Annotated in this window: 26 protein-coding genes and 1 tRNA gene; 11 read left to right on the top strand and 16 right to left on the bottom strand. The window is 59.5% G+C overall.

What is annotated here, in order from left to right; translation table 11 throughout:
• Positions 1–144: 144 nt before the first annotated feature.
• Positions 145–339 (top strand): DUF2735 domain-containing protein, encoded by a 195-nt coding sequence (locus AC2GXZ_RS03340; protein WP_483757694.1) that lies wholly within the window; start codon positions 145–147, stop codon positions 337–339.
• 124 nt (positions 340–463) lie between these two features.
• Here AC2GXZ_RS03340 and AC2GXZ_RS03345 read toward each other — a convergent pair whose 3' ends face one another.
• Complete coding sequence (locus tag AC2GXZ_RS03345) at positions 464–1,489, bottom strand: YeiH family protein (protein WP_483757695.1); 1,026 nt, start codon at positions 1,487–1,489, stop codon at positions 464–466.
• 284 nt (positions 1,490–1,773) lie between these two features.
• Between AC2GXZ_RS03345 and AC2GXZ_RS03350 the strand changes: the two genes are divergently transcribed.
• Both AC2GXZ_RS03350 and AC2GXZ_RS03355 read left to right on the top strand, forming a co-directional pair.
• Entirely contained in the window at positions 1,774–2,769 is a 996-nt protein-coding gene (locus AC2GXZ_RS03350; RefSeq protein WP_483757696.1) for an MDR family oxidoreductase, read from the top strand.
• Between the two features lie 64 nt (positions 2,770–2,833).
• Positions 2,834–3,727 (top strand): LysR family transcriptional regulator, encoded by an 894-nt coding sequence (locus AC2GXZ_RS03355; RefSeq protein ID WP_483757697.1) that lies wholly within the window; start codon positions 2,834–2,836, stop codon positions 3,725–3,727.
• Positions 3,728–3,817: 90 nt separating this feature from the next.
• On the opposite strand, the gene AC2GXZ_RS03360 is transcribed toward AC2GXZ_RS03355, so the two are convergent.
• From AC2GXZ_RS03360 to AC2GXZ_RS03385, 6 genes are all read right to left on the bottom strand, one after another.
• Positions 3,818–4,438 carry an acetate uptake transporter gene (locus AC2GXZ_RS03360; RefSeq protein WP_483757698.1) on the bottom strand — a complete coding sequence of 207 codons (621 nt, stop codon included), beginning with the start codon at positions 4,436–4,438 and terminating at the stop codon, positions 3,818–3,820.
• Positions 4,439–4,680: 242 nt separating this feature from the next.
• Entirely contained in the window at positions 4,681–6,588 is a 1,908-nt protein-coding gene (locus tag AC2GXZ_RS03365; RefSeq protein WP_483757699.1) for a methyl-accepting chemotaxis protein, read from the bottom strand.
• 781 nt (positions 6,589–7,369) lie between these two features.
• Positions 7,370–8,251 (bottom strand): hypothetical protein, encoded by an 882-nt coding sequence (locus AC2GXZ_RS03370; RefSeq protein ID WP_483757700.1) that lies wholly within the window; start codon positions 8,249–8,251, stop codon positions 7,370–7,372.
• A 62-nt stretch (positions 8,252–8,313) separates the two neighbouring features.
• Positions 8,314–8,910 (bottom strand): hypothetical protein, encoded by a 597-nt coding sequence (locus AC2GXZ_RS03375; RefSeq protein ID WP_483757701.1) that lies wholly within the window; start codon positions 8,908–8,910, stop codon positions 8,314–8,316.
• Positions 8,911–9,419: 509 nt separating this feature from the next.
• Positions 9,420–10,733, bottom strand: coding sequence for an NAD-dependent dihydropyrimidine dehydrogenase subunit PreA (preA, locus tag AC2GXZ_RS03380; RefSeq protein WP_483757702.1), 1,314 nt, complete (start codon positions 10,731–10,733; stop codon positions 9,420–9,422).
• A gap of 12 nt (positions 10,734–10,745) precedes the next feature.
• Positions 10,746–12,119, bottom strand: a complete 1,374-nt coding sequence (locus AC2GXZ_RS03385) for an NAD(P)-dependent oxidoreductase (RefSeq protein WP_483757703.1) — start codon at positions 12,117–12,119, stop codon at positions 10,746–10,748.
• Between the two features lie 212 nt (positions 12,120–12,331).
• Here AC2GXZ_RS03385 and AC2GXZ_RS03390 point away from each other — a divergent pair, with 212 nt between their 5' ends.
• The 4 genes from AC2GXZ_RS03390 to AC2GXZ_RS03405 all read left to right on the top strand — a co-directional run bounded on the left by AC2GXZ_RS03390 (position 12,332) and on the right by AC2GXZ_RS03405 (position 14,040).
• A complete protein-coding gene (locus AC2GXZ_RS03390) occupies positions 12,332–12,751 on the top strand; it encodes a hypothetical protein (RefSeq protein WP_483757704.1) in 420 nt (139 codons plus the stop codon).
• Positions 12,752–12,927: 176 nt separating this feature from the next.
• Complete coding sequence (locus tag AC2GXZ_RS03395) at positions 12,928–13,248, top strand: FliM/FliN family flagellar motor switch protein (RefSeq protein WP_483757705.1); 321 nt, start codon at positions 12,928–12,930, stop codon at positions 13,246–13,248.
• Between the two features lie 179 nt (positions 13,249–13,427).
• Positions 13,428–13,838: a DUF2325 domain-containing protein gene (locus AC2GXZ_RS03400; RefSeq protein WP_483757706.1), complete on the top strand. Its 411-nt coding sequence runs from the start codon at positions 13,428–13,430 to the stop codon at positions 13,836–13,838.
• Positions 13,819–14,040, top strand: a complete 222-nt coding sequence (locus AC2GXZ_RS03405; RefSeq protein ID WP_483757707.1) for a hypothetical protein — start codon at positions 13,819–13,821, stop codon at positions 14,038–14,040. Before AC2GXZ_RS03400 ends, AC2GXZ_RS03405 begins: the two co-directional genes overlap by 20 nt.
• Positions 14,041–14,104: 64 nt before the next feature.
• Here AC2GXZ_RS03405 and AC2GXZ_RS03410 read toward each other — a convergent pair whose 3' ends face one another.
• From AC2GXZ_RS03410 to AC2GXZ_RS03420, 3 genes are all read right to left on the bottom strand, one after another.
• The gene (locus tag AC2GXZ_RS03410; RefSeq protein ID WP_483758253.1) at positions 14,105–14,425 is read right to left on the bottom strand and encodes a DUF423 domain-containing protein; all 321 of its coding nucleotides are present in this window, start codon (positions 14,423–14,425) and stop codon (positions 14,105–14,107) included.
• Between the two features lie 55 nt (positions 14,426–14,480).
• Positions 14,481–14,870, bottom strand: coding sequence for a group II truncated hemoglobin (locus AC2GXZ_RS03415; protein WP_483757708.1), 390 nt, complete (start codon positions 14,868–14,870; stop codon positions 14,481–14,483).
• 158 nt (positions 14,871–15,028) lie between these two features.
• Positions 15,029–15,220, bottom strand: a complete 192-nt coding sequence (locus tag AC2GXZ_RS03420; RefSeq protein ID WP_483757709.1) for a hypothetical protein — start codon at positions 15,218–15,220, stop codon at positions 15,029–15,031.
• Between the two features lie 269 nt (positions 15,221–15,489).
• Here AC2GXZ_RS03420 and AC2GXZ_RS03425 point away from each other — a divergent pair.
• The 3 genes from AC2GXZ_RS03425 (at position 15,490) to AC2GXZ_RS03435 (ending at position 16,412) form a co-directional block, all read left to right on the top strand.
• Positions 15,490–15,566: transfer RNA gene (locus AC2GXZ_RS03425), tRNA-Arg, on the top strand.
• 222 nt (positions 15,567–15,788) lie between these two features.
• Positions 15,789–16,094 (top strand): hypothetical protein, encoded by a 306-nt coding sequence (locus AC2GXZ_RS03430; RefSeq protein ID WP_483757710.1) that lies wholly within the window; start codon positions 15,789–15,791, stop codon positions 16,092–16,094.
• A 126-nt stretch (positions 16,095–16,220) separates the two neighbouring features.
• Positions 16,221–16,412: a DUF3329 domain-containing protein gene (locus tag AC2GXZ_RS03435; protein WP_483757711.1), complete on the top strand. Its 192-nt coding sequence runs from the start codon at positions 16,221–16,223 to the stop codon at positions 16,410–16,412.
• Between the two features lie 82 nt (positions 16,413–16,494).
• Here the strand turns inward: AC2GXZ_RS03435 and AC2GXZ_RS03440 are convergent, their stop codons facing one another.
• The 5 genes from AC2GXZ_RS03440 to AC2GXZ_RS03460 all read right to left on the bottom strand — a co-directional run bounded on the left by AC2GXZ_RS03440 (position 16,495) and on the right by AC2GXZ_RS03460 (position 21,755).
• The gene (locus tag AC2GXZ_RS03440; RefSeq protein WP_483757712.1) at positions 16,495–17,016 is read right to left on the bottom strand and encodes a hypothetical protein; all 522 of its coding nucleotides are present in this window, start codon (positions 17,014–17,016) and stop codon (positions 16,495–16,497) included.
• Positions 17,017–17,118: 102 nt separating this feature from the next.
• Positions 17,119–18,288: an MFS transporter gene (locus AC2GXZ_RS03445; protein ID WP_483757713.1), complete on the bottom strand. Its 1,170-nt coding sequence runs from the start codon at positions 18,286–18,288 to the stop codon at positions 17,119–17,121.
• Positions 18,289–18,512: 224 nt separating this feature from the next.
• Positions 18,513–19,367 carry a transglutaminase family protein gene (locus tag AC2GXZ_RS03450; RefSeq protein WP_483757714.1) on the bottom strand — a complete coding sequence of 285 codons (855 nt, stop codon included), beginning with the start codon at positions 19,365–19,367 and terminating at the stop codon, positions 18,513–18,515.
• Between the two features lie 24 nt (positions 19,368–19,391).
• The gene (locus AC2GXZ_RS03455; protein ID WP_483757715.1) at positions 19,392–20,333 is read right to left on the bottom strand and encodes an alpha-E domain-containing protein; all 942 of its coding nucleotides are present in this window, start codon (positions 20,331–20,333) and stop codon (positions 19,392–19,394) included.
• A 12-nt stretch (positions 20,334–20,345) separates the two neighbouring features.
• A complete protein-coding gene (locus AC2GXZ_RS03460) occupies positions 20,346–21,755 on the bottom strand; it encodes a circularly permuted type 2 ATP-grasp protein (RefSeq protein ID WP_483757716.1) in 1,410 nt (469 codons plus the stop codon).
• Between the two features lie 308 nt (positions 21,756–22,063).
• Between AC2GXZ_RS03460 and AC2GXZ_RS03465 the strand changes: the two genes are divergently transcribed.
• Entirely contained in the window at positions 22,064–22,972 is a 909-nt protein-coding gene (locus AC2GXZ_RS03465; RefSeq protein WP_483757717.1) for a DMT family transporter, read from the top strand.
• Here AC2GXZ_RS03465 and AC2GXZ_RS03470 read toward each other — a convergent pair.
• Positions 22,945–23,325 carry a YcxB family protein gene (locus AC2GXZ_RS03470; RefSeq protein WP_483757718.1) on the bottom strand — a complete coding sequence of 127 codons (381 nt, stop codon included), beginning with the start codon at positions 23,323–23,325 and terminating at the stop codon, positions 22,945–22,947. The genes AC2GXZ_RS03465 and AC2GXZ_RS03470 overlap by 28 nt on opposite strands.
• Between the last annotated feature and the right edge of the window lie 43 nt (positions 23,326–23,368).

Raw genomic sequence — 23,368 nt, forward strand, 5'->3', positions numbered from 1 at the left:
CCTATTGGGACGTTGTTAACGCCAATTGATCCGATTTCCCTCTGGCGGACCGCATGCAAATGATGTAAATTAGTGCAATTGGATTAAAAAATGGGCAGAAATCGTTTCTGACCGCTTAATGCAATTGGGTGAGGAGGCGATCGGATGAGGAGCGTCCATCGTGAAAGTGCAAAAATCTACCAGTTTCCGTTAATCCCGCAGCGGCGGCGGCTCGACAACGGGCTGACCGCGCCTTTGGTATCCGCAGACGTGGTTCTGTCGGTCGTCGACATGTGCTGGTATCACGACGAAGCCATTCGCGGGGAAGATTTACCTGAAGGTCGACCGAAACCTTGCTGATCGTCGCAGAGTGCCGGTCGGGTGCTGTTGATCTGGGGCGTTTCGCGATCGCTTAGATACGCGGTGCGCCCCAAGCCTTTTCTTCGTCTCAACACGACAATTCTAGAACAGGCCAGGTGCTGTTCTAGAAGCCTAGCAGTTTCAGCATGGCGTAACCGACGACCGCGATGAAGATCCAGCCGAAGGCGCCGAGCGCCAAGGGGCGCCACCCTTCGGCGCGCAATTTGGCGATGTTCGCGTTCAGGCCCATCGCGGCCAAAGCCATGGAAAGCAGGAAGTTGGTGAGCATGACGAGCGTGCCGCCAACTTCGGCCGGTATCGCGACAAAGCTGTTCACCAGCATCATGGCGACAAATCCGAGCACGAACCAGGGCATGGGTGCCGTTACGCGTTTGCCATTTTCGGTCGTCGAGCGTGCGGCAAAAGCGAGCGTCATGATCAGCGGTGCCAGCAGCACGACGCGCGCCAGTTTGGAAATCGTACCGAACTGGCCGGCGAGATCGCCCGCCTGGAAGGATGCGGCAACCACCTGGGCGACCTCGTGGATGGTGGCGCCGGACCACAGGCCGTAGGCGCGCTGATCCAGTCCAAGCGGCGATGCCAGCAGCGGATAGGCAAGCATGGATATCGAACCGAAAAGGGTGACACAGGCGACCGCGTACGCGACGTGTTCCTGCCTGCCTTTGACGACGGTATTGGCGGCAATCACCGCCGATGCGCCGCAGACGGAAGTGCCGGCGGCGATCAGATCCGTCAACTGCGGATCGACACCCATGACCCTGCCGAGGATGCGGATGGCAACAAAGGTGGCAACCAGCGTCAGAGCGACGGTGACAAGCGCCGCGCCGCCGAGCGACAAAATCTGCATCAGCGTGACCTGAAGTCCAAGCAGCACGATGCCGGCGCGGAGGATCCGCTTGAGGGAAAAACCGATGCCGGGCTCAAGTGTTGCCGGCAAATTCAATGTGTTGCGGATTGTCATTCCCAGTATGATGGAAAGGATCAGGGGACTGAGAGCCGCCCAGCCGGTCGCGGCGCGTATCGCCAGCGCTGTTGCGGCGATTGCTGCGGTCAGCAGAAGGCCAGGCAGGAAAGAGCGTATCGCGAAAAGCGGCGTATGGAGGCGTTCTGCCGAAATCGGAAGAGACATCGGTAAATTTCCAAAAAATGATGCAGATTTCGAAAAACATACTCCGTTATGGAGAACGTCAAATCCAATTGATAAATCTTGTTGATTTGTTCGATTTTATCGAATGAATATCAATCACAGCGTCGCGGATCTGCGCCCAGGTGGTCGTTGTGGCTTTCGAAAAAGCGTCGCATGGCTGCGTCACCATGACCGTTCCATTGTCGGCGTTCATGAGCCGTATCAATGGATCGCTCCGGATTCAGCGCTAGATGCCCTTCGTCAAGGAAAACAACAGGAGATACATCATGGTTGAGACTTTTAAGGCGATGGTCATCGATACCGTCGATGGCAAGACGGCCGGATCTTTGCGCGATGTCGCCATCAGCGATCTGCCGGATCACGAGGTGCTGGTCGAGATCGCCTATTCGTCGCTCAACTACAAGGATGGGCTGGCCATCAGCGGCAAGGGGCGGATTGCCCGCCGCACGCCGATGATCGGCGGCATCGATCTGGCCGGCACGGTCGTCGAGTCCCGCTCGCCCGACTGGAAGGCCGGTGACAGGGTGGTGCTGAACGGCTGGGGGCTCTCGGAAACCGAATGGGGGGCTTACGCCCGCTTCGCGCGGGTCAAGCCGGAATGGCTCATCCCGCTGCCGGATGTATTTTCCATGGCGCAGGCAATGGCGATCGGTACGGCCGGCTATACCTCGGCGCTCTGCGTCGACGCATTGGAAAAATGGGGTTCGATCGAGCCCGGCAAGGGTGAGGTTCTCGTCACGGGAGCAGCCGGCGGCGTCGGGTCGGTTGCCGTGGCGCTGCTTGCGGCGCGCGGCTACACGGTTACGGCCTCTACCGGGCGACCCGAGACCCATGCCTATCTCGCCTCGCTTGGTGCGACGGGTTTTGTCGATCGGGCGGAGCTGCAGCAGAAGGGCGGTCCGCTGCAGAAAGAACGTTTTACCGGCGGTATCGACAGCGTCGGTTCGACAACGCTGGTGAACGCGCTTGCGCAAACCGTCCGCGGCGGCGCGATTGCCGCCTGCGGACTGGCCGGCGGGGCGGATCTGCCCGGCACGGTGCTGCCGCATATCCTGCGCAGCGTGGCGTTGATCGGGGTCGATTCCGTCATGGCGCCAAAAGCACTGCGGCTCGATGCGTGGAAGCGGCTTGCCCGCGATCTCGACACCGCCAAGCTCGACAGCATGACCACCGTCGAGCCGATGTCGAAGTTGCCGCAGCTGGCCGAGGATATTCTTGAGGGCAAGGTTCGCGGCCGGGTCGTCATCGACGTGGCCGGTTAAGGTATAGGCCTGCAACGTATCACCATGCCGGATGACCGCCGGTCAAGACCTGGGAAGAACGGCCATGACGCTCGAGCAATTGCGGATATTCCTGGAAGTGGCGACGCAGGAACATCTGACGCGTGCGGCGGAAAGGCTCAATCTCACCCAATCGGCGGTCAGCGCGGCGATCAAGGCGCTGGAGGCGCGGCACGGCGTCATCCTGTTCGACAGGGTCGGGCGCGGTATCGCGCTGACGGAGGCGGGACGGCTTTTCGTCGACGAGGCGCGCGGAGTGATGGAGCGGGCACGGGCTGCGGAACTGGCGCTTGCCGATCTCGGCGGTTCGGCTTCCGGCCTGTTGCGGGTACATGCCAGCCAGACGGTGGCGAGCTACTGGCTGCCGGCAAGGCTTGTCGCCTATCACGAGCGTTTTCCACGCGTCGATCTCAGGCTGACCGTCGGCAATACGCAGAGTGCGGCGGACGCGGTTCTGGCCGGCGCGGCGGAACTGGCCGTCGTCGAGGGCGAGGTGTCGACAGACGGGCTGCAACAGCAGGCGGTGGCCGAGGACCGCCTCGTGCTGGTGGTCGGCAGCCGGCATCCCTGGGCGAGGGGCGGCGGGCTTCGTCCGGCCGATCTTTTGGAAACCAACTGGATCATGCGCGAGAAGGGCTCAGGCACGCGCTCCGCCTTCGAGGCGCATCTGGCAGGCCTTGGCATCGATCCGCACATGCTGTCGGTCGTCCTGGAAATGCCATCGAACGAGGCTGCGATGGCGGCGGTGGAGGCGGGGCTGGCGGCAACGGTTCTCTCCAGCCGTGCGGCGTCGTCGCATTCCTTTTCGGGCCGGCTGCATGTGGTCGATTTCGCCATGCCGCTCAGGCGGTTTTCGGCGCTTCATCATTCGGAGCGTCACGTCACACGGGCGCTGCGCTCCATGCTTGATCTGTTGGGCGAGCCGTCCAGCGGCGAATAAGGCGACGTTGCAGGCATCATTGCAGACATGGAAAAGCCCGGCCGGCCCTGTTTCAGGCAGCGGCCGGGCCTTAAGGTTCAATGGCGGTGATCAGCCGATCATCGGCTTTCCGACCGGCAGGACGTCGCGGCCGAAGGCATCCTTGTATATCGTGTGGGCCATGACGTAGAGGGCGATCGCACCGCAGACCATCAGTTCATAACCGGCCACGACATTGAAGACATGCGGCCCGAAATGGCCGATGACGAGCAGCACGAAACCGATGAAGAGCGTGATGAAGACGAGGCCTAGGCCGGTACTTGCGCGCATGGCGCCGGGCGTCATCACGGCGGTGTAGACCGCCCAGATCACCAGGAACCAGCCGAGATCGGTCTCGCTGATCGGGAAAAGGCCCGTCGCATTGCCGATCTGGATCAGGCACAGCGAAATCCAGAAGCAGCCATAGGCGGTGAAGGCGCTATAGCCGAAATTGTTGCCGATCTTGCCTTCATGCAGACCGGCGATCAGCTGGGCGAGGCCGCCGAAGATCAGGCCGGTCCAAATCACCGGGCCGAGCGAGGCCCAGCCGACATTGTGGAATTGCAGCACGATCGTGGTCATGCCGAAACCGGCAAGGCCAACGACGGCAGGGTTGCCGTGGGAGCCGTGGGACCCATGGGCGGCGACCGGGGTCGCTTCGATGGTCTGCGAGAGGGGGGTATTGGCGTTCATTCGATATCCATGGGGGCTGGAGCAGCGATCGGAGGCTGCCACCCGGATGGATGTGTGCAGCGCAACATAAGGCTTCGCTGACTAGCGTGACGCTTGCCGACCTGCGGTTGACCTCGATCAAATGCGGCCATCAGCCTCAGGTGGCAGTTGCCGACGGTGCGTGTCTCGTAAAAAGACAGAGCCCCAATAGGAAAGGCCCGGACGATGCCGGGCCTTTTCTGTTTTCGTCGGTTGCTGCGTCGTCAGGCCGCGTAACGAATGCCGCGCGACTGTCCCTGTTCGCCGTTGCCGAGCTTGAAGCTCTGCAGGATCGATTGCAACTGGCGGCTTTCCTCGGCCAGCGTTTCGCTGGCGGCGGTGGTTTCTTCGACCATGGCGGCGTTCTTCTGGGTCATCTGGTCCATGTGGTTGACGGACGAGTTGATCTCGGCAAGTGCCGTTGCCTGTTCGCGGGCCGCCGTGGTGATCGATTCGACGTGTTCGTTGACCTTGTTGACGAGGCCTTCGATTTCCAGAAGCGCATCGCCGGTGGAGCGCACCAGTGCCACGCCGCCTTCAACTTCCGAAGCCGAGGTGCTGATCAGCCCCTTGATTTCCTTGGCGGCATTGGCCGAACGCTGGGCAAGTTCGCGGACTTCCTGAGCGACGACGGCAAAACCGCGGCCGGCTTCACCGGCACGGGCTGCCTCGACGCCGGCATTCAGCGCCAGGAGGTTGGTCTGGAAGGCGATCTCGTCGATGACGCCGATGATCTGGCCGATCTTGCTGGAACTGTCCTCGATGCGGCCCATGGCAGTGACGGCCGAGCGGACGATGTCGCCCGACTTGGTGGCGCTCTGCTTTGTGGCATGCACCATGTCGCGGGCTTCGGTGGCACGCGAGGAGGCGGCACGCACGGTCGCGGTGATCTCGTCGAGGGCCGCTGCCGTCTCTTCCAATGCGGCGGCCTGCTGTTCCGTACGCTTGGAGAGGTCGTTTGCGGCGGACGACAGTTCGGCCGAGTTGTTGTTGATCGTGCCGGCCGCAGCGCGGACGTTGTTCATCGTGCCGCGCAGGCGGACCATGGTGTTGTTGACGTTGACCTGCAGTTCGGCAAAGGCGCCCTGGAACTGGCCGTTCATGCTTTGCGTCAGGTCGGCATCGGCAAGCGCTGCGATGACACGGCGGACTTCGGTTGTCGCCGCTTCGACGCTTGCGACCAGTTCGTTGACGCCGGATGCAAAGCGGTTGAGGTCGTCGTTCTGGTAGTCCTTCGAGATGCGGCCGGAGAAATCGCCGGCGACGGCGGAGGCGACGACGGCCGAGATGCTGGACTGCAGATCGCTGCTGTTGCGATGGAGAGCCGCTTCCTGAGCCTTCAACTGGTCCATGGCGAGCGCGTTGGTGCGGAATACTTCCACTGCACGGGCCATTTCACCGATCTCGTCGCGGCGGTTGGTGTCTATGCCGAGATCGTTGAGTTCGCCATTGGCAAGGCGGTTCATGCCCAGGGTCAGGGTCCGGATCGGGCTGACGATGCCGCGGCGGGAGACGATCATGCTGATCGTGGCACCGATGATGATGAAGGCGACGGCAGACGCCGCCGAAATCAGGATGGCGGTTGTCGAGGAGGCGACGGCATTGCCGCGGGCGGTGCCGAGCGAGGTTCCGGAATAGGTGCTGTAGACCTTGACCGTGTCGGTGACGACCTTCTGGCCGTCCAGCGCGGTCTTCAAGGCGGCAGCGATTGCCGCCGTGTCTGTCGTATTCTTCTCGGCGGTATCGACCATGCCGCGGATTGCGCCGAAATAGCTCTCCAGCGCCGCCCGGATCGCCTTAAGCTGATCCTTTTCGGTCGCATCGGCGGTGGATTCGATCTTCGGCAGGCGGGCGAGCATTTCGCCGGCGCGCTTGTCGGTTTCGGCGCGGAAGTCCTTCGCCTTTTCCGGCGCCGATGCCAGCTGGTAGGTCATGCGGCTGATGGCGATGATGTCGACGCGCAGGTCCATCGCTTCGCGGGCGACTTCTTCGCGGGCGCCAACGGAAATCATCGCTTTCTGCAGGCCGTAGAGGCCGGATGCTGCGATGCCCGCAATAATCAGGGAGGAAAGGCCCATCACGACGGTGACAAGACCGAGTTTCTTCGAAATGGCCATATCTCGAAATGCCATAATACACACCACTTAGTTTGCCCAACACATCAGCCCGCTGCGCGTCTTTAGGGGACGTGTCAGGATGCCGCACTAAACTATTGTCATGGCTAAACTAATTGCTGGTTAAAATGCTTCCGAGATGGCAATATTTGCTTTGTCGGGAGGTCTTTCATATGGTTGGATTCGAGCAATATTTCGCATTTTGAGCAATTGCTCTTAGTAGTTCAAGCTAAAATTCTTGTCCAATCCGACACTTCGCGATTAACGTGTATCGTGTTCACGTATTTATGTTGCCCTGCAGCATGAGCGCCTATCTCCTATTACGGACGGTTGTGTTTTAGTCTCGCCGGCCGGGTTTCTGTTTTCGGGCCGGCTTTGCGCGGCGTGCGGGCACGATCAGGCGGCGTTCATCTCGCTGTCAATGGTTTCCTTGCACCGGTAGCGCAAGAGGAACGTGAGCAAATCAGCAAGCGGACAAAGGCAGCGCTCGCGATAGCTAAACAGCATGGGAATTTGCTTGGCGGCGCAAATGCGCAGAAGCAGGAAAGAGCGGATCGTTTTGCAGATAGCCTTAATCAGACCATTAGAGCGCTCAAGGGCAGCGGCGTTGATCCGCCGGCAGCAATTGCTAACTCTCTCAATTAACGTGCTGCTCGAACACCGCGCGGCGGGGAGTGGGGCCGGGGCAGGTTGTCCGATTGCTTCGCCGGATAGGGTAGTGAAAAGTGGCGTACACCTCAGTAGTGCTCCGCAAAAAGATGTATCTGCTGGTCTGCCTGCTGATACGATATCGGCAAGTTTAGAACGGAATATAGCTCGGCGAGAATTTCCTAAGCATGTCAAGGAAGTGGTTATGATCGCGCGTGCTCAACGATTGCCAGAATTCTGTCTTTTCCAGACTGGCATGGTCTTCAAAGACTCTAGTGTCTTTGTTTGCTAAATCCTCCAAAATCACGGCATCTTCGCCGAAGCCAACGGCCCATCTTTCTGAGTAACGGTACCTTTCTCTCATTTGAATTCTTCCCCGCTTTGCCGGGTCGGAAATTCTTACTGTCGGATTTCCGATTGATGATCTTGTGAGTGTCCCCAGGACGCTATCGAGTTTTTTCTCAAGAAGCGCAAATCGGGCGTCATCTTTGGACACCTCTCCAGATGGCAGCGCTGCTTTGGTTAATTTCATCAGTTTGACGAGTGAAAAAATTTGCTCGTCGTCACCCACGCCATTCACGGTGTCTGATATTGCCGTTGCTATTGCCAACCTAGTTGCGAGCGTATTTGCAATCCGGAGAGTGTGGTCGTATTCGATGTCACGAAAACCTGACAGGTCGAAGATTCGTCGGGTCTTATCATCTTTGACAAGCACCGTTGGCTTATCGAATGCTTGGCGAATGCCATACTCGAACAAAACATTGGGGTTGTTCGTGGATAGGTCGCAAATGCAAAGATCAGCCGTGGCGACTTTCGTAACAACATCAAGTTGGATCATGTGAGAGGCGCTGGTGGTAGTGGCCAAACTGCACTCATATCCGGCAGCAACAACCGCTGGCTCGATTAACTGCTTGTAGACCTCGCCGAAGTGTCCAGTCGGATAACCGTCGACATCAGAAATTGGCATTATAACGAAACACGTTTTACGTTGAGATGCCTCTTTGTCATTTTGCACGGGAGCGCCCTTAACCATTTTAATAATCCGCCTTCTAACCGCAATTAGGTCTGAAATTTTAGCAACAGAGAGGCTTTGTGTCAGTTCTCTTTTGATGCATCGCCGCTGTTAAGTACGGTCAGTGTTGCAGAAGGTATACGTGCATTTTCCAACTGAACCTGAAGTAGTTCGTCTTGATATCGCTGATGTTTGAAATACCACAATGAGATTCCGGACGCCGCCATCGCTGCACCCCCAAGGAACAGCCATTTGACAAAACTCAAATCGCGGTCAAAACGATCTTGGAGGAGCTTTAATTCCATATTCTGCGTATTGGCTTCGGCGTTGGCCTTCCGCACGCCTGCGCGCTTTTTTCGAGTTTCCTCGTAGACGACTTTCATTTCATCGTATGCTTCGATTGCGATCTTAGCCTTTTCAGCGTTATTGGCGTTCTCCGGTTTTTTTGCTTCATTAGCTAGCCGTTCTACGCGATCCATTTGGACATCGAGTCTGGCCTGATCACTCTCAATATCCGTCAGAACCCAATCGAACTGGTTATAGGCCTGGATGTATCTAAAGGTGCTGTTGTCCAACTGCAGTGCAGTATCCCTGGATAACCACAAGCAGAAGATCATTATTATGATCCCGCCAAGAGTGGTAAACTTGTACAGATTATCGGTCGGTAACTGGGGGATCATAGCCTGCTCCGCGAATCAACTCTTCGGTTGCCCTGAATTTCAGCAGGCTATTGATCGGATAGCATGGCAGCAACGGTGATGCTGATGCAAAGGGCCATAGCAATGGCAAAGGCGGTGGAACCCCTCAAGTCCGCAGCAACGACCGATGTAGTTGGTGGCAGAAGCCCGCTGGGGATCTTCTACAGCAAGCGTGAGCAGCAGAAGACTTATGCGATGGAAGTGAAGACGGCTAGGCCCATAGCACGCGGTCGTTGTGGTTCCGCATGGACGGTACTGGCTACGTCGTTCGTGTCGGTCGCAATGCTTTTGAGATCGCAGGCAGCAAGCTTTTCCATGATCTGTATTCCGCCGCGCAACACATCCTCTGGGTCCACAGGAGGCCTAAGAACTGGCTCGGCTGCACTGCGTGCAACGCAAGCGGCTGGGGACAAGTCCGGCCGCCTACAGGAAGGTGTTCGGGCATCGGGCCATCAGCCGTCTTTGAGGCGGCTGATGCATCGTTTCGGGATTCACTCCGCCGCCGGGCGTGCCATCGGGTTGTTCGGATGGGTGGTCCAGTTGGCGTAGGTCGGATCGACCGTGCGGCCGGTGCGTTTGTCGAGGGCACCAACCGGGAGCGCCTCCATGGTGATGCAGTTTTCGACCGGACAGACATTGACGCAGAGATTGCAGCCGACGCAATCTTCTTCCTTGACCTCGAAATGCCGTTTGCCGTCGACGATCGCGGTGATCGCCTGGTGGGACGTGTCCTCGCAGGCGATGTGGCAGCGGCCGCATTTGATGCAGGCATCCTGGTCGATATGCGCCTTGGCGATGTAGTTTAGGTTGAGATACTGCCAGTCGGTAACATTCTGCACGGCGCGGCCGGTGATGTCGTCAAGCGTGCGGTGACCTTTCGTATCCATCCAGGCGGAGAGGCCCGAAATCATCTCCTCGACGATCTTGAAGCCGTAGGTCATCACCGCCGTGCAGACCTGCACATTGCCGGCGCCGAGGACGAGGAATTCGGCGGCGTCGCGCCAGGTGGTCACTCCGCCGATGCCGGAAATCGGCAGGCCATATGTTTCCGGATCGCGGGCGATCTCGGCCACCATGTTGAGGGCGATCGGTTTCACCGCCGGGCCGCAATAACCGCCGTGGCTGCCCTTGCCGCCGACCGAAGGATTGGGCGAAAAGGTATCGAGATCGACGGAGACGATCGAGGAGATGGTGTTGATCAGCGATACCGCGTCAGTGCCGCCGCGTTTGGTGGCGCGGGCGGGCTGGCGGATATCGGTGATGTTGGGTGTCAGCTTGGTGATGACGGGCATGCGCGAATATTGCTTGCACCAGCGCACCACCATCTCGATATATTCCGGCACCTGACCGACCGCGGCACCCATGCCGCGTTCAGACATGCCGTGCGGACAGCCGAAATTCAGTTCGATACCGTCGACTTCCGTCTCTTCCACGAGCGGCAGGATGGCTTTCCAGGCAGCTTCCTCACAAGGGACCATGATCGAGGCGATGATGGCGCGATCCGGCCAGTTCTTCTTCACCTGCTTCATCTCGATGAGATTGGTGTAGAGGTCACGGTCGGTGATCAGCTCGATATTGTTCAAGCCCAGAAGGCGGCGGTCGGCGCCCCAGATCGCCCCGTAACGGGGGCCGTTGACGTTGACGACCGGCGGTCCCTGTTCACCGAGCGTCTTCCAGACGACGCCGCCCCAGCCGGCCTTGAAGGCCCTCTCGACATTATAGGCCTTGTCGGTCGGTGGCGCGGAGGCCAGCCAGAACGGGTTGGGGGATTTGATGCCGACGAAATTGTTGCGGATATCAGCCATGGTCGTGCCCTTTCAAGCGACTGCAGTGGCTTGCCGCGATGCTGCGCCAAGAGCCCGGTTGATGCTTTCGGCAGCGTCTCTGCCCTGCGCGACGGCCGATACGGTCAGGTCCTCGCCGCGACCGATACAGTCGCCGCCGGCCCAGACGCCGTCGATCGACGTGCGTCCCTCCGCGTCGACGGCGATCTTGCCGCGGTCGAACTGCAACGCTCCGAGGCCGGTGGCGGAAAAAGTCTGGCCGATGGCCTTGAAGATCTGGTCGGCGGCGATGACGCCGGTCTCTCCGGTGCCGGTCAGGCGGCCTTCAATGAGCGTGGTATATTCCACCTCGATGCCGGCGACGTGAGCGCCGCGGGGGCCGTCCTTGCCGATTAGCGATTTCGGTGCCAGCCAGTGGCGAATGATGACGCCCTTCGACGCGGCAAGATCCTGCTCGTAAGGGGAGGCGTTCATGTCGGCCTTGCCGCGGCGATAACAGATCGTCACTTCCTCGGCGCCGAGCAATTTTGCCTGGATGGCGGCGTCGATCGCCGTCATGCCGCCGCCGATGACAACGACGCGGCGGCCGATCGGGATCAATGCCTTGTCATCCGTCTGCCTCAGGCCGGCAATGAAATCGACCGCGTCCTCGACGCCGACAAGGTTTTCGCCTTCGATGCCGAGCCCGTTGACGCCCGAAAGCCCCATGCCAAGAAAGACGGCGTCATATTGGGTGGAAAGATCGGCGAGGGAAAAGTCGCGGCCGAGTGCCTTGCCGTGTTCGATGGTTATGCCGCCGATGGCCAGGACGTAATCGACCTCCCTTCGGGCGAAGTCGTCGGCTGCCTTGTAGCTGGCGATACCGTATTCGTTGAGGCCGCCGGATCTCTCGCGGGCTTCGAAAATGACGACCTCGTGGCCATTGATGGCCAGCCGATGGGCGGCGGCAAGGCCTGCCGGCCCGGCGCCGACGATCGCAACCGTCTTTCCGCTCGGCTGCTGCCGTTCATAGAAATGCCGCCCGGCATCGATCGCCGTGTCGGTCGCGTAACGCTGCAACCTGCCGATCTCGACCGGCTTGTCTTCAGCGGTATTGCGGACGCAGGCCTCTTCGCAGAGCGTTTCGGTGGGACAGACGCGGGCGCACATGCCGCCCAGAATATTCTGGTCGAATATGGTTTTTGCCGATCCGAGCGGGTTGCCAGTCGATATCTGCCGGATGAACATCGGGATATCGATGGCGGTGGGACAGGCCGTCATACACGGCGCGTCATAACAGAAATAACAGCGGTCGCTTTCCACCAGCGCCTCATGAGCCCCAAGGCGCGGGTGAAGGTCGGAAAAATTCGATGCGTATTCGTCGGACGCGAGGCGCCCGGCCTCTATCCCGCTTCCCAGTCGCTCCATCCGAGTTCCCTCTTTTATGGTCATGGACAACTATTGGGCGAAAGATAACACGGGTTAAATTTTTATCAAACGGTAAAACTTTGCTGTGACGCCCAGTCGCGATGCCGGTCATGGGGGCGTGGCACTCAAGGTACTGCTAGATCTGACAATTGAACATGTTTTCCCGCTGCGGTACGGTGTTAAGATTGTTTTAACCATTCCGGATCGCAGCCATGTTGGACAACGGCAGACATCGCCACTACCTGGCGCAATTTTACGGAGCGAACGACAATCCGAAGATCCGTTATCGCAAGACCAGGATTGCGGCCCGTGCCGTCTATCCGAATGGCGGGGTGAAGTCGTTTTCGAGCCTTCAGGTTCAGGTGATCGGCATCTGCGAAACCGGTGCGCTGATCCAGGCGGCCACGATCGAGTTCCTGCCGGACCATTTCTATCTTAGCCTTGGCGACAACGAGATCGTCTTCACCTGCGCGTCGCGCAACGTGATGAAGGACCGCATGGTCGTCACCTTTGCCAAGCCGGAGGATACGTTTTTCGTCGACGCACTCGCCAAGGTCGGATTGCCGCTCTCGACGCTCAAACGGATGCGTGCGACGACAGTCGTCAGGACCCGCACGACGCATAGCGGCTAGGGCGTTTCCCTCGATTTTCGTGACTGCGTGTCACGTCTGGTTCTTTATGATCCGTCAACTGTGGAAGTTAAGGGATCATTAAGGTTTACAGCCGGTGCAGGGCGAACCGGCTGCCGCCGCCGTATATTTTCACCTGACTCGCACAATACTCAATGTCTTTCAAAAAGGTGATAATCATGAGCGATGACGTTGCTGAAAGGCCGCCATTGAACATTCCGGAATTTCCTCCGGAGGCACTTTCCGTCATGCCGAAACCGGCGCCACGGGCGCGGGTCGGCGACATACCGGTCGAAGTCCATGTGCTGATCGGCAGGGCCAGGGTTTCCGTCGCCCAACTGATGGAGGCGAAGGAAGGGGTACTGTTCAAGCTCGACCGGCGTTTTGGCGAACCGGTCGAATTGCAGGTAAACGGCCGGACCATCGGATATGGCGAAATCGTTTCCGACGAGCGGGACAATCTCGTCGGTATCAAGATGATCTCGGTCGAAGGAATATAGGCAATACCGGCGCGGCCGCCGATCTTCCGGAGCTTTCAATCGGGTCGTCGCCAGGGCTTGCTGCGGTGCGAATAAATATGAGTATTCGCCTCACGTTTAATCTTTACTCTGATACTCAACTTATCTAAGGTGCCGCTTACCGAAGGTTCCCGAGATGAGAATCGATCAGGCGAGGCGTGATGGCGAAGAAGCAGAAACGGAAAAACGGCGGCGCGAACGAGGCTGCAGCTGCAACGCAGCCGGCAAAAATCGATCGCGACGCAATCGATGTCCGCAGCTTCCTTTATGTCGGTGGCCGGGATTGCCAGGTTGCGCATCTGCGGGCGATTGCCACGCGTCACGGCGCGGAACTGATCCATCATGACGGTGGTCTGCGCGAAGCGGTCTCGCGCATCGATACCGTGCTTCCCTCGGTCGACTGCGTTTTCTGCCCCATCGACTGTATCAGCCATGATGCGTGTCTGAGGGTGAAGACCGGCTGCAAGAAGTTCGGTGTCGCCTTCGTCCCGCTGCGCAACGGCTCGAAATCGAGCCTTGAACGCGCGCTGCAGACGATGAAGGAAAGAAGTGATGAGAGACGAGCGTCCTGACGCCACGCTGTTTATCGGCCTGCACAAGCTGGCGGAACAGAACGGCGAGGGATTGGTGCCCGAACTCTACGAGATCCTGGCATCGCGTGATCGCGACGACCCGCGCCAAAGCAATATCGTTGCCTTTCCTGCCCAGGCCGGCTTAAGCCCGACAACCGTTCCGCGGTTGCAGGCGGGACGTGTCCTGCCGTTCCGACGGTAAATCAGGGACACACGCGGCAGCCCCTTCGCCCCGGATCCCGTTCGGGGCAGGGGCCCGTGATCATTCAGATTTTCCGCTGTCCGAGAAAAGCTCCCGCGGCGACCGTCAACCAGCCGAGCATCATCAGCATGCCGCCCGTCGGTGCCGCGAAGGGAAACAGCCTGTCGCCGAAAAAATGTCGCGAGACGAGGTCGCCGGCAAAGATGATCGTGCCGAGACCAAGCACAAGGGCTGCAGGCGTCGCGCTGCGGAACGCGTTATGGCCGATATAAAGAGCGAGCAGCACCGGCGCATGTGCCAGGCACATCGTCGAGGCCGAGCCGAGCAGATGCGCATCGCCGCCATGGCTTGCGGCAGCGGCAAGAGAAACGCCGGCAATGCCCATCAAGCCGCTGACAAGCAGGATTAGCGGTCGCAATTTTTTGAGTCTTTCCAAGACACTATTCCCTGTTCTGCATGTGATGGCCCAATCGCTCTATCGGCGGCCAGATGATCTCGCGCAGTTTGTGGTTTTCGACCGTCTCGTCGAGTGCGCGACGAAAACAGAGCAGCCATTCATCGCGCTCGGCCGGGCCGATCCCGGCACCGAGATGGCGCGAGCGAAGGCGAGGGTGGCCGTATTTCTCCACATAGACGGGTGGGCCACCGAGATAACCGGTGAGATAATCGTAAAGCTTGGCTTCGCTGCCTTCGAGGCTTTCGGGATGGATAGCCCGGCAGTTTGCCGCTTCGGGCAAGGTGTCCATCAGCTGATAGAAACGCCTGACCAGTGCCCGCACCGTCCGGTCACCGCCGATCGCATCGTAGAGGGATATGGTTTCCGATGTCATGGATGCATGCCCGTTTTTGCCTTGCGAACGGTGTTATCCCCGAGGCTATGGCGGAGCAAGTGCAAAGCCGCCCGCTGGGCTGAACCATTGTCAGTGCGGGCGGCAATGTTTGGCAGGTTCGATTTGGGCGGCGAGGTTTTGCCGGCCCGCTATCGATATCAGTCGGGGCCGGCATCCGCGTCGGGACTGTTTCTCGCAGGAAGCGAGCCGGTACCGGGCGTCTTGTCGTAATCCGTCAGGTGCGCCTTGGCGTGAGGCCCGGCGACGGGATGGCGGCCGGAGAGCTTTTTATCGGATTGCCTGCCGCTGCCGCCTTCTATCGCATCGCGCGCCTTGTTGTCGTTGACCATGATCGCCTCCTGTTGATTGTCTTGCTGCAGGAACAATGCCTGTGGCGAAGCCGGGTTCCGACACGGTGAGGCCGTTTGCGGTGTCGGATCAGGTGTTGTGCCATACATGAACGGTCATGCCGGCGGAGCCGCGCTTCGCCCATGATCGCATCATGATTGACCGGCCCGTGATTTTTCCGATGGTCAAGCACGTATTGGCATTGAAGCGTCACACGAGCTAGGGTAAGAACCTCAAATCGGACTTGGGCGAGTCATCGCCCACACGGTTTGCACCCGTAGCTCAGCTGGATAGAGTGTTGGATTCCGATTCCAAAGGTCACAGGTTCGAATCCTGTCGGGTGCGCCATTTTCTTTGCTGAGCGACTGATTTTGGTTATGAATCATTGCCGCAGCCGGTTTTGAGTTCCGCGCAGCCGTTCGAAGCCGAACAATGTTGGTCCAGACCAGCGGCTTTTCGCGGGATGGCTCGCGATAAATGGTATTATCGCGATCATTCTCGAAAGAGATATCGCACTGGCGCTTACAGCTCCTATCTAAGTCTCTCACGCAAGTCCTCAAGGAGATTTAGATGAGTGCCACGTTCGGCCCCTACGTGCAGATGGGCAGGCTCGCTCAGCACATGGCAGCCCAATATCAGAAGGATGCCAACCTGAAGCTGGTTCCTCTCGTGGCGCATTTCATGGATGAGGTCGAAGTCAACGTCGCCTCGGACACGTTCGATCACCTGGGGTTTATGCGCAATATCCGCGGTCCGCTCAAGATATCCGCCGAGGCGACAACAGATCCGCGTCGCAAGGACTTCCTGTCGGCAGTGGTGGACGCGCTTGATCAGCGCATTCAGCGGGAATTGCTTTACGCTCCAGATCGCACCTGATTCTCTTTGATTGCTATTCGACAATTGGCCTTGCGGTATTCATCTTCGCGCGGCCTGCGTCTTGCAATTTTTGTCTCCACCCCGGATATGGTGGCGCAAGGCCATCATGCCCGGCAGGAGGACAGAATGATCGACCCGAACCATCCCTTTTACGATGCCGCCTGGCGCAGGGTTGTCATCCCGCTGGTCTGCTTCATCTGGGCCGGTATCGAACTGTATGCGGGGGCGACATTCTGGGCTGCAATCGTCGGGGCGCTTGGGCTTTATGCCGCCTACAAGCTGTGGGTCGACAGGGCAAAACCGGCCGACAAGGAATAAAGCCAGGCCGATCAGAGGTGCAGGAGCCGCGGGGCAAGGCTGAACCGGCGTGATGAGCCGGAAACTCTTGTCGTCGCCTGATTTATCGCCGCCAGAAAAGTTCCTTGATGGCCCTGTCGATCATCAGGTTGGCGATCTTCATGCGGGTCGTCGCATTGTCGCGAAATTGTGGTGCCACGCCGTCGGGATGATTTTCCTTGGCGAATTGCCGCCGCTTGTCGTTCAGGCTCGCTTCCGTATCGCGGCTGGTGATCGCCAGGTCTTCTGCGATTTCAGCCTCGGTCAATCGCTCCAGATGCGCCGGCATGACCGGCTCTTTTTCCTCTGGTTGTTCTTCCGGTGGTTCTGCGACCGTCGCGACTTCTGCTGCTGCCGCCGTTGCCGCCTTGCCGTTCTGCGTGTCTGCAGGCCAGTCGTTCAGATAGTCGAAATAGGCGCCGGTATCGGCATCCGCCCCTGCCGGGCGGCCGTCCGGCGTGACGAAACCCGCACCCAGCCCGCGAATTCGAAAATCCGGCTCGGGTGGTTGCGCCTCGTCGTTTTCCTCCTGGTCTTCCTTCAGCCTGGTCAACACCGACTGGAAAACCGATTGCCCTAGCAGCATGCGCACTCCAAGTGAGAGTCGCCATTCAATCAGCCGGAGATGGCGCCGGGCTTGCGGTGGGGGCCGGCTGGTCCGGCGCGGCGACGGTATGTTGCGCCGGTCTTATGGAAATGGCCGCAGGCGGGCGAGGCCGAGTAGCGCGCAAAAGGCAAGGATCGAAATCACAAAGGCAAGCCAGAGGGCGGCGTGAGGGCCGGCAAGGGTCATGATCGCTGCAAAGGCGGGGGGTGCTGCGGCGAAGGAGAGATTGAGCGGCACCGCAAGCCTTGCCGATGCGCGGGCGTAGGCGCCTGCCGGAAAAATCTGCAAGGGCAGCGTAGCGCGGGTGACGGCGGTGATGCCGCTGGCAAGCCCGTAAAGCGTTGCAAACAGCATGGCGCCGACAAAATCGCTGGTGAGCAGCATGACGATGAAGCTCAGCGGAAACAGCGCCGCTCCGACAAGGCCTGTGGCGATGCCCGACAGACGCCGTCCGACAAGAAAATCAAAAAGCCGTCCCGCCCATTGGGCAATGCCGATGAAAGCTGCTGCGGCAAGCGCATGTTTGTGGTCGAGGCCGGCCGTCTCGAACAGGATGATGATCGTCAGGGCGAAACCCCAGGTGACGAAGCCGTTTGCGGCAAAACTTGCGGCCAGCAGGAAAAAGCGCGGGCGATCGATCGGCACCGGTTCCGCTGCCGCGCTGATTGCCGATTTTTCCACCGGCCGTCTGGCAAGCGTCGCGACATGCAGCGGCAGGCAGACGATCAGCATGAGAACGGCATAAGCGATCGTCGTCCTTCGCCAGCCCCATTCCACCTGCAGAAACCCGGTCAGTGGCCAGATTATGGTCGATGTCAGCCCGCCGGCAAGGATCAGCAGACCGAGCGCCCGGCGGGCTTTGTCGCCGGCGATTTCGGTCACCGCGATTTGCGCCGGCGTCGTCAGCATGCAGGAACCGGCAAGGCCGAGAATGATCCATGACAGGACATAACCTGTCGGTCCGCTGGCAAGCCCCATGGTCAAAAGGCCGGCTGATCCCAACAGCGATCCGAGAGCCATGATCGGCCGTGTGCCATAACGCTCGAACCGGGCGCTGAGCGGCCAGGATGCCATGGCCATGACGACAAGCATGACTGTCGGCCCGGCCATGACCATCGGCAGGGCGATGCCAAGGTCGCCGGCCATGGCCGGCCCGGTCACGGCGGGCAGATAGAATGTCGCTCCCCAGCCAATCAGCTGGGTCACAGAAAGGGCTGCAACGGCACGGGTCGTGGGCGAGCGAAGCGACATGGAAGTATCGGTTTCGGAGGAAGGTTACCGGCATGATGATGCCTGCCGGCGCAAAGATCCAGAATTGTTCGAGGCAGCCGGGGCTTATCGACAGCAAGTTTCAATCGCAGCCCAGGGCGGCCCGGCGCAAGCGCCGGCCGGCATGATCGGCGTGCCGATTACAAGAGCTCTTGTCGCACCGGTTGCTGCAGCAATTCACCGTTGCGACCGATCGTGGAGCAGCTCTAGTCCTGCGTCTGGCTTTGCTGCCCTTCGCCCTGGCTCTGCATCTGGCTGGAGGCCACGGTCAGTTTTACCGTGAGATTTTCGCCGAGATTTTCCTGGCCTGCGCCGATGCGCATGCCGGAGACGGGGGCGCAATCGCGGTAGCAGAGGCCGGATGCGATGCGGACATAACGGTCGTCCGGGCACATGTTGTTGGCCGCATCGAAGCCGACCCAGCCGAGGCCGGGAATATGTGCTTCCGCCCAGGCGTGGGTGGCGACCTGTTCCGTTTCACCCTCCATCAGCAGATAGCCGGAGACGTAGCGAGCGGGAATACCGGACAGTCTTGCCGCCGAAATGAAGATATGGGCGTGGTCCTGGCAGACGCCGGTCTTTGCCGCCAGCGCCTCTTCCGCCGTCGTCTCAGTGGTCGTCGTGCCGGGCGTATAAGCGACCATCTCGTGGATCGCGTCCATCAGCGCATGCATCTGGGCAAGCTCGCTGTCGCCCTTGACGCTTTTGGCGAGGTCCTTGATCAGCCTGCCGGCCTTGGTGAGGCCGGTGTCGCGCAGGAAAAGCCAGAGCGGGGTGCAGCCAAGATGCTGGCCGAAGACGCCGGCCTTGTCATTGGTTTCAACTTCACCGGTGGCGATGATCCGGATCTTGTGTTCGGCGCCTTCGACGGAGACCAGTTCGACGCGATTGCCGTACTGGTCGAAATAGGCCGTCTCTATCTTGGCGCCGTCGACGCTGACCGTCCAGTTCAGCACTTTCTGCGTCGGGCCGCTCACCGGTGTCAGCCGCAGCCGTTGCAGCGAATAGGGGACAGGTTCGTCGTAGCGATATTCAGTCGTGTGCGAAATCTTCAGCCGCATGGGGTATCCTTCAAGTGCCGTCGATTACTGGTTAAAGCGGTAGCCGTCGGAAATCTCGGCGCTGAGCTGGTTGTTGCGGGCGACGAAATCCTCGAGGAATTCGTGCAGGCCCTGATCCATCACGTCGGCGATCGAACCCCGCCTGAGGATTGCCCTGATCGCATCCGCCGTGTCATGCGCCTTGTGTCGCTCGTCATAATCGGCGGCAAGATAACCGAGATTGCTGACGATCTTCTCGTAACAGTAGGCGAGCGAGCGCGGCATCTGAACCTTGAGGATCAGGAAGTCAGCGATGTTGGCTGACTGATAGTCACCGTCATAAACCCAGCCGTAGGAACGATGGGCGGAAACAGACCGCAGGATCGATTCCCACTGCATGTTGTCGAGTGCCGAGCCGACCTGGCTGACCGAGGGCAGCAACACGTAATATTTCACGTCGAGGATGCGGCTGGTATTATCCGCCCTTTCGATGAAGGTGCCGATGCGGGCGAAATTGTAGATCTCGTTTCTCAGCATCGAACCGTGGAAGGCGCCGCGGATCAGGCCGCAACGATGCTTGATGACATCGATCAGTTCCGGCATGTCGGCGGCGCGGATCTTGCGCGAAAGCCGCGCCTTCAGGTCGATCCAGGCTTCGTTGGTGGCCTCCCAGGTCTCGCGCGTCAGTGCGGTGCGGACCATGCGGGCATTGTTGCGGCCGGCCTCGATGCAGGACATGACGCTCGACAGGTTCGAACGGTCACGCAGAAGGTAATCGACGGCGTCCGCCGCCGTCAGCGTGTCGTGAACCTCCGAATAGGCCTCGCGCACACCGGCACTTTCCAGGACACCATGCCAGTCCTCGTCGGAGGAACCGGCGCGGGTCAGCGAGACGCGCAGTCCGGCATCAACGAGACGGGCGATGTTTTCGGCACGCTCGATGTAGCGGAACATCCAGTAGAGGCCGTTTGCAGTTCTTCCCAGCATATGCTTACGCCCTCAATCTTCCAGAACCCAGGTGTCCTTGGTGCCGCCGCCCTGGCTGGAATTGACCACCAGCGAGCCTTGCTTGATCGCCACGCGGGTGAGGCCACCCGGGATGATCTTTACCTTGTCGGAAACCAGTACATAGGGCCGCAGATCGACGTGGCGCGGGGCGATCCCCTTGTTGACGAAGATCGGCACGGTGGACAGCGCCAGCGTCGGCTGGGCGATGTAGTTGGAGGGGCGTGCCGAAAGCTTTTCGGCGAAGTCGGCGCGTTCCTTCTTTGTCGCCGTCGGGCCGACCAGCATGCCGTAACCGCCGGAACCATGGACTTCCTTGATGACCAGGTCGGCGATGTTTTCCAGCACGTATTTGAGGCTGTCCGGCTCGGAACAGCGCCAGGTCGGCACGTTTTCCAGCAATGCCTTGCGGCCGGTATAAAACTCGACGATTTCCGGCATGTAGGAATAGATCGCCTTGTCGTCGCAGATGCCGGTGCCCGGCGCATTGGCGATGGTGATATTGCCGGCACGATAGACATCCATGATGCCGGGAATGCCGAGTGCCGAATCGGCGCGGAAGGTGAGGGGATCGAGGAAATCGTCGTCGACACGGCGGTAAAGCACGTCGATCGCCTCGTAACCGCGGGTGGTGCGCATCTGCACCTTGCCGTCGATGACGCGCAGGTCCGAGCCTTCCACCAGCTCGACACCCATCTGGTCGGCAAGGAAGGAATGTTCGTAATAGGCGGAATTGTAGATGCCCGGCGTCAGCACGGCGACGCGCGGTTTGCCCTTGGCTCCGGGAGGCGCGACGGCTGCCAGCGACTGGCGCAGCAGGCGCGGATAATCCTCGACGCGCTGCACCTTGTTCAAGGTGAACAGCTCGGGGAACATCTGCATCATGGTTTCCCGGTTCTCCAGCATGTAGGAGACGCCGGAGGGCGTGCGGGCATTGTCTTCCAGCACGTAGAACTGGTCTTCGCCGGTACGCACGATGTCGGTCCCGACAATATGGGTGTAGACGCCACCCGGCGGCTTGAAGCCGATCATTTCGGGCAGGAAGGCGACATTCTTCTCGATCAGCTGGCGGGGGATACGGCCGGCCTTGATGATTTCCTGCTTGTGATAGATGTCGTCGAGAAAGGCGTTGAGTGCCAATACGCGCTGCTCGATGCCCTGCGCGAGCTTGCGCCATTCGCGGGCGGCAATGATGCGCGGGATGATGTCGAAGGGGATGAGCTTTTCGGAACTGTCGGCGTGGCCGTAGACCGCGAAGGTGATGCCGGTTCGGCGGAAGATGTTTTCCGCATCCTGGGTCTTGCGGATCAGATGCGCGGTATCCTGCGCCGTATACCACTCGTGGTAGTTTTCGTATGGCGGTCGCGGAAGGTTTTCCGCAGTCAACATTTCATCAAATGCCAAAGAAACGATCCCCTTTTTTTAGCCATAAGAATACAACGCAGAGGGCAATGCAAGAACCATGCGCAATTGCCGAAGACAAAATCATCAATCCACTTGCGCCTTGAAAAGAAGGCGCCTCCGGCCTGAAGTCGACCGCCGGCCCAGGTCGATTAGATTGCGCTTATGTTCTGTAAATCAATGCCTTGCCTGCAAAAACGCCAGCTGCTCAAGCGATGATCAGTCCGGCTGACGGCTGGGTTGAGTTTTTCTGTTTTGACGTCCCGGCGATGGCCCCGTATTGGCGACAGCAATTGCAACCGGATGCTCCCATGCTCGACAGATTTGCGCCGGCGATCTTTGCTTTCCTCTGGTCCACCGGCTGGATCGTTGCAAAATATGCGGCAATGCATGCCGATCCGCTGACGTTTCTCGCTGCGCGCCATGCGCTTGCCGCCTGTGCCTTTGCCGGGATCTGTCTGGTCATCGGTGCCAAATGGCCGAGCGGCCTTGCCGGCTTCGGGCGCATCATCCTCTCCGGCGTCTTCCTTCACGGGCTTTATCTGGCGGGTGTCTGGTATGCGATCGGGCAGGGGGTGCCTTCGGGACTGTCGGGCATCATTGCCGGGCTGCAGCCGCTCTTGACGGCGTTTGCCGCCCCGTTCTTCGTCGGCGAGCGGCTGACGCGGCGCCAGGGGATCGGCCTTGTCCTCGGTTTTGCCGGCATCCTGATCGCCATCTCGCCGCAACTGTTCGCCAGCTTTTCGGCCGGCCTGACGGGGCTCGGCATTCCGCTTTTGATCAATCTCGTCGCGATGACCTCGGTGACCTATGGCACGCTTTACCAGAAGCGGCATCTGCAGAACCAGGATCTTTGGACGACGGCGACGCTGCAATTCGTCGGTGCCTTTCTGGTCACCCTGCCGATCGCGATGCTGAGCGAGGACATGCGCTTCGACTGGACCTATCAGGCGGTCGCGGCGATGGCGTGGTCGGTAATCGGGATTTCGATGGGGGCGGTGTTCCTGCTTTTACAGCTGATCCGCCGCGGGCAGGTGTCGCGGGCCGCATCCTTGATCTACCTGATGCCGCCGATGGTGGCGATCGAGGCGGCGATCTTGTTCGGCGAGCCGCTGACATGGCCGATGATCATCGGCACGGTCATCGTCGTGGCAGGAGTGTATCTGGTAAACCGGAAGGCGGCGGTTCAATCTCAAAAAGGAAATAGCCTTCCGCGATGAACGCCCGCCTGCGTCAGTGCGCCAAGGAAATCCGAATACTGGTCGGAAGTTAGCGCGCGAAGAGGAATGGGATCAAAAATCTGACCTTTGCGTAAGATCAACAGCATCGTTTCATTTATCGTCCAGCATTTGAAATCGCTTAGAGGAACGCGCCACGAAGACGTGCCTTGCGTGAACGTAGCGGCGTCGCCATCCCAGCTTAATTGGATTGGCTTCTTCGAGTTGAACTGCTTCTTGAAATTGTACAATGTTGAGCGTGAGGCGATGTAATCTGCTACCGAGATCGCCACCAAGATGACCAACGGGGTGCGGACGATATCCATCGCCGTCCGAATGCTGAGCTCATGATACATCAACTCCGCGTAAGCGCTTATAAGAAGAATAGTAAGCAAGCAG

This window comes from Aliirhizobium sp. YIM B11859 (assembly GCF_057163345.1).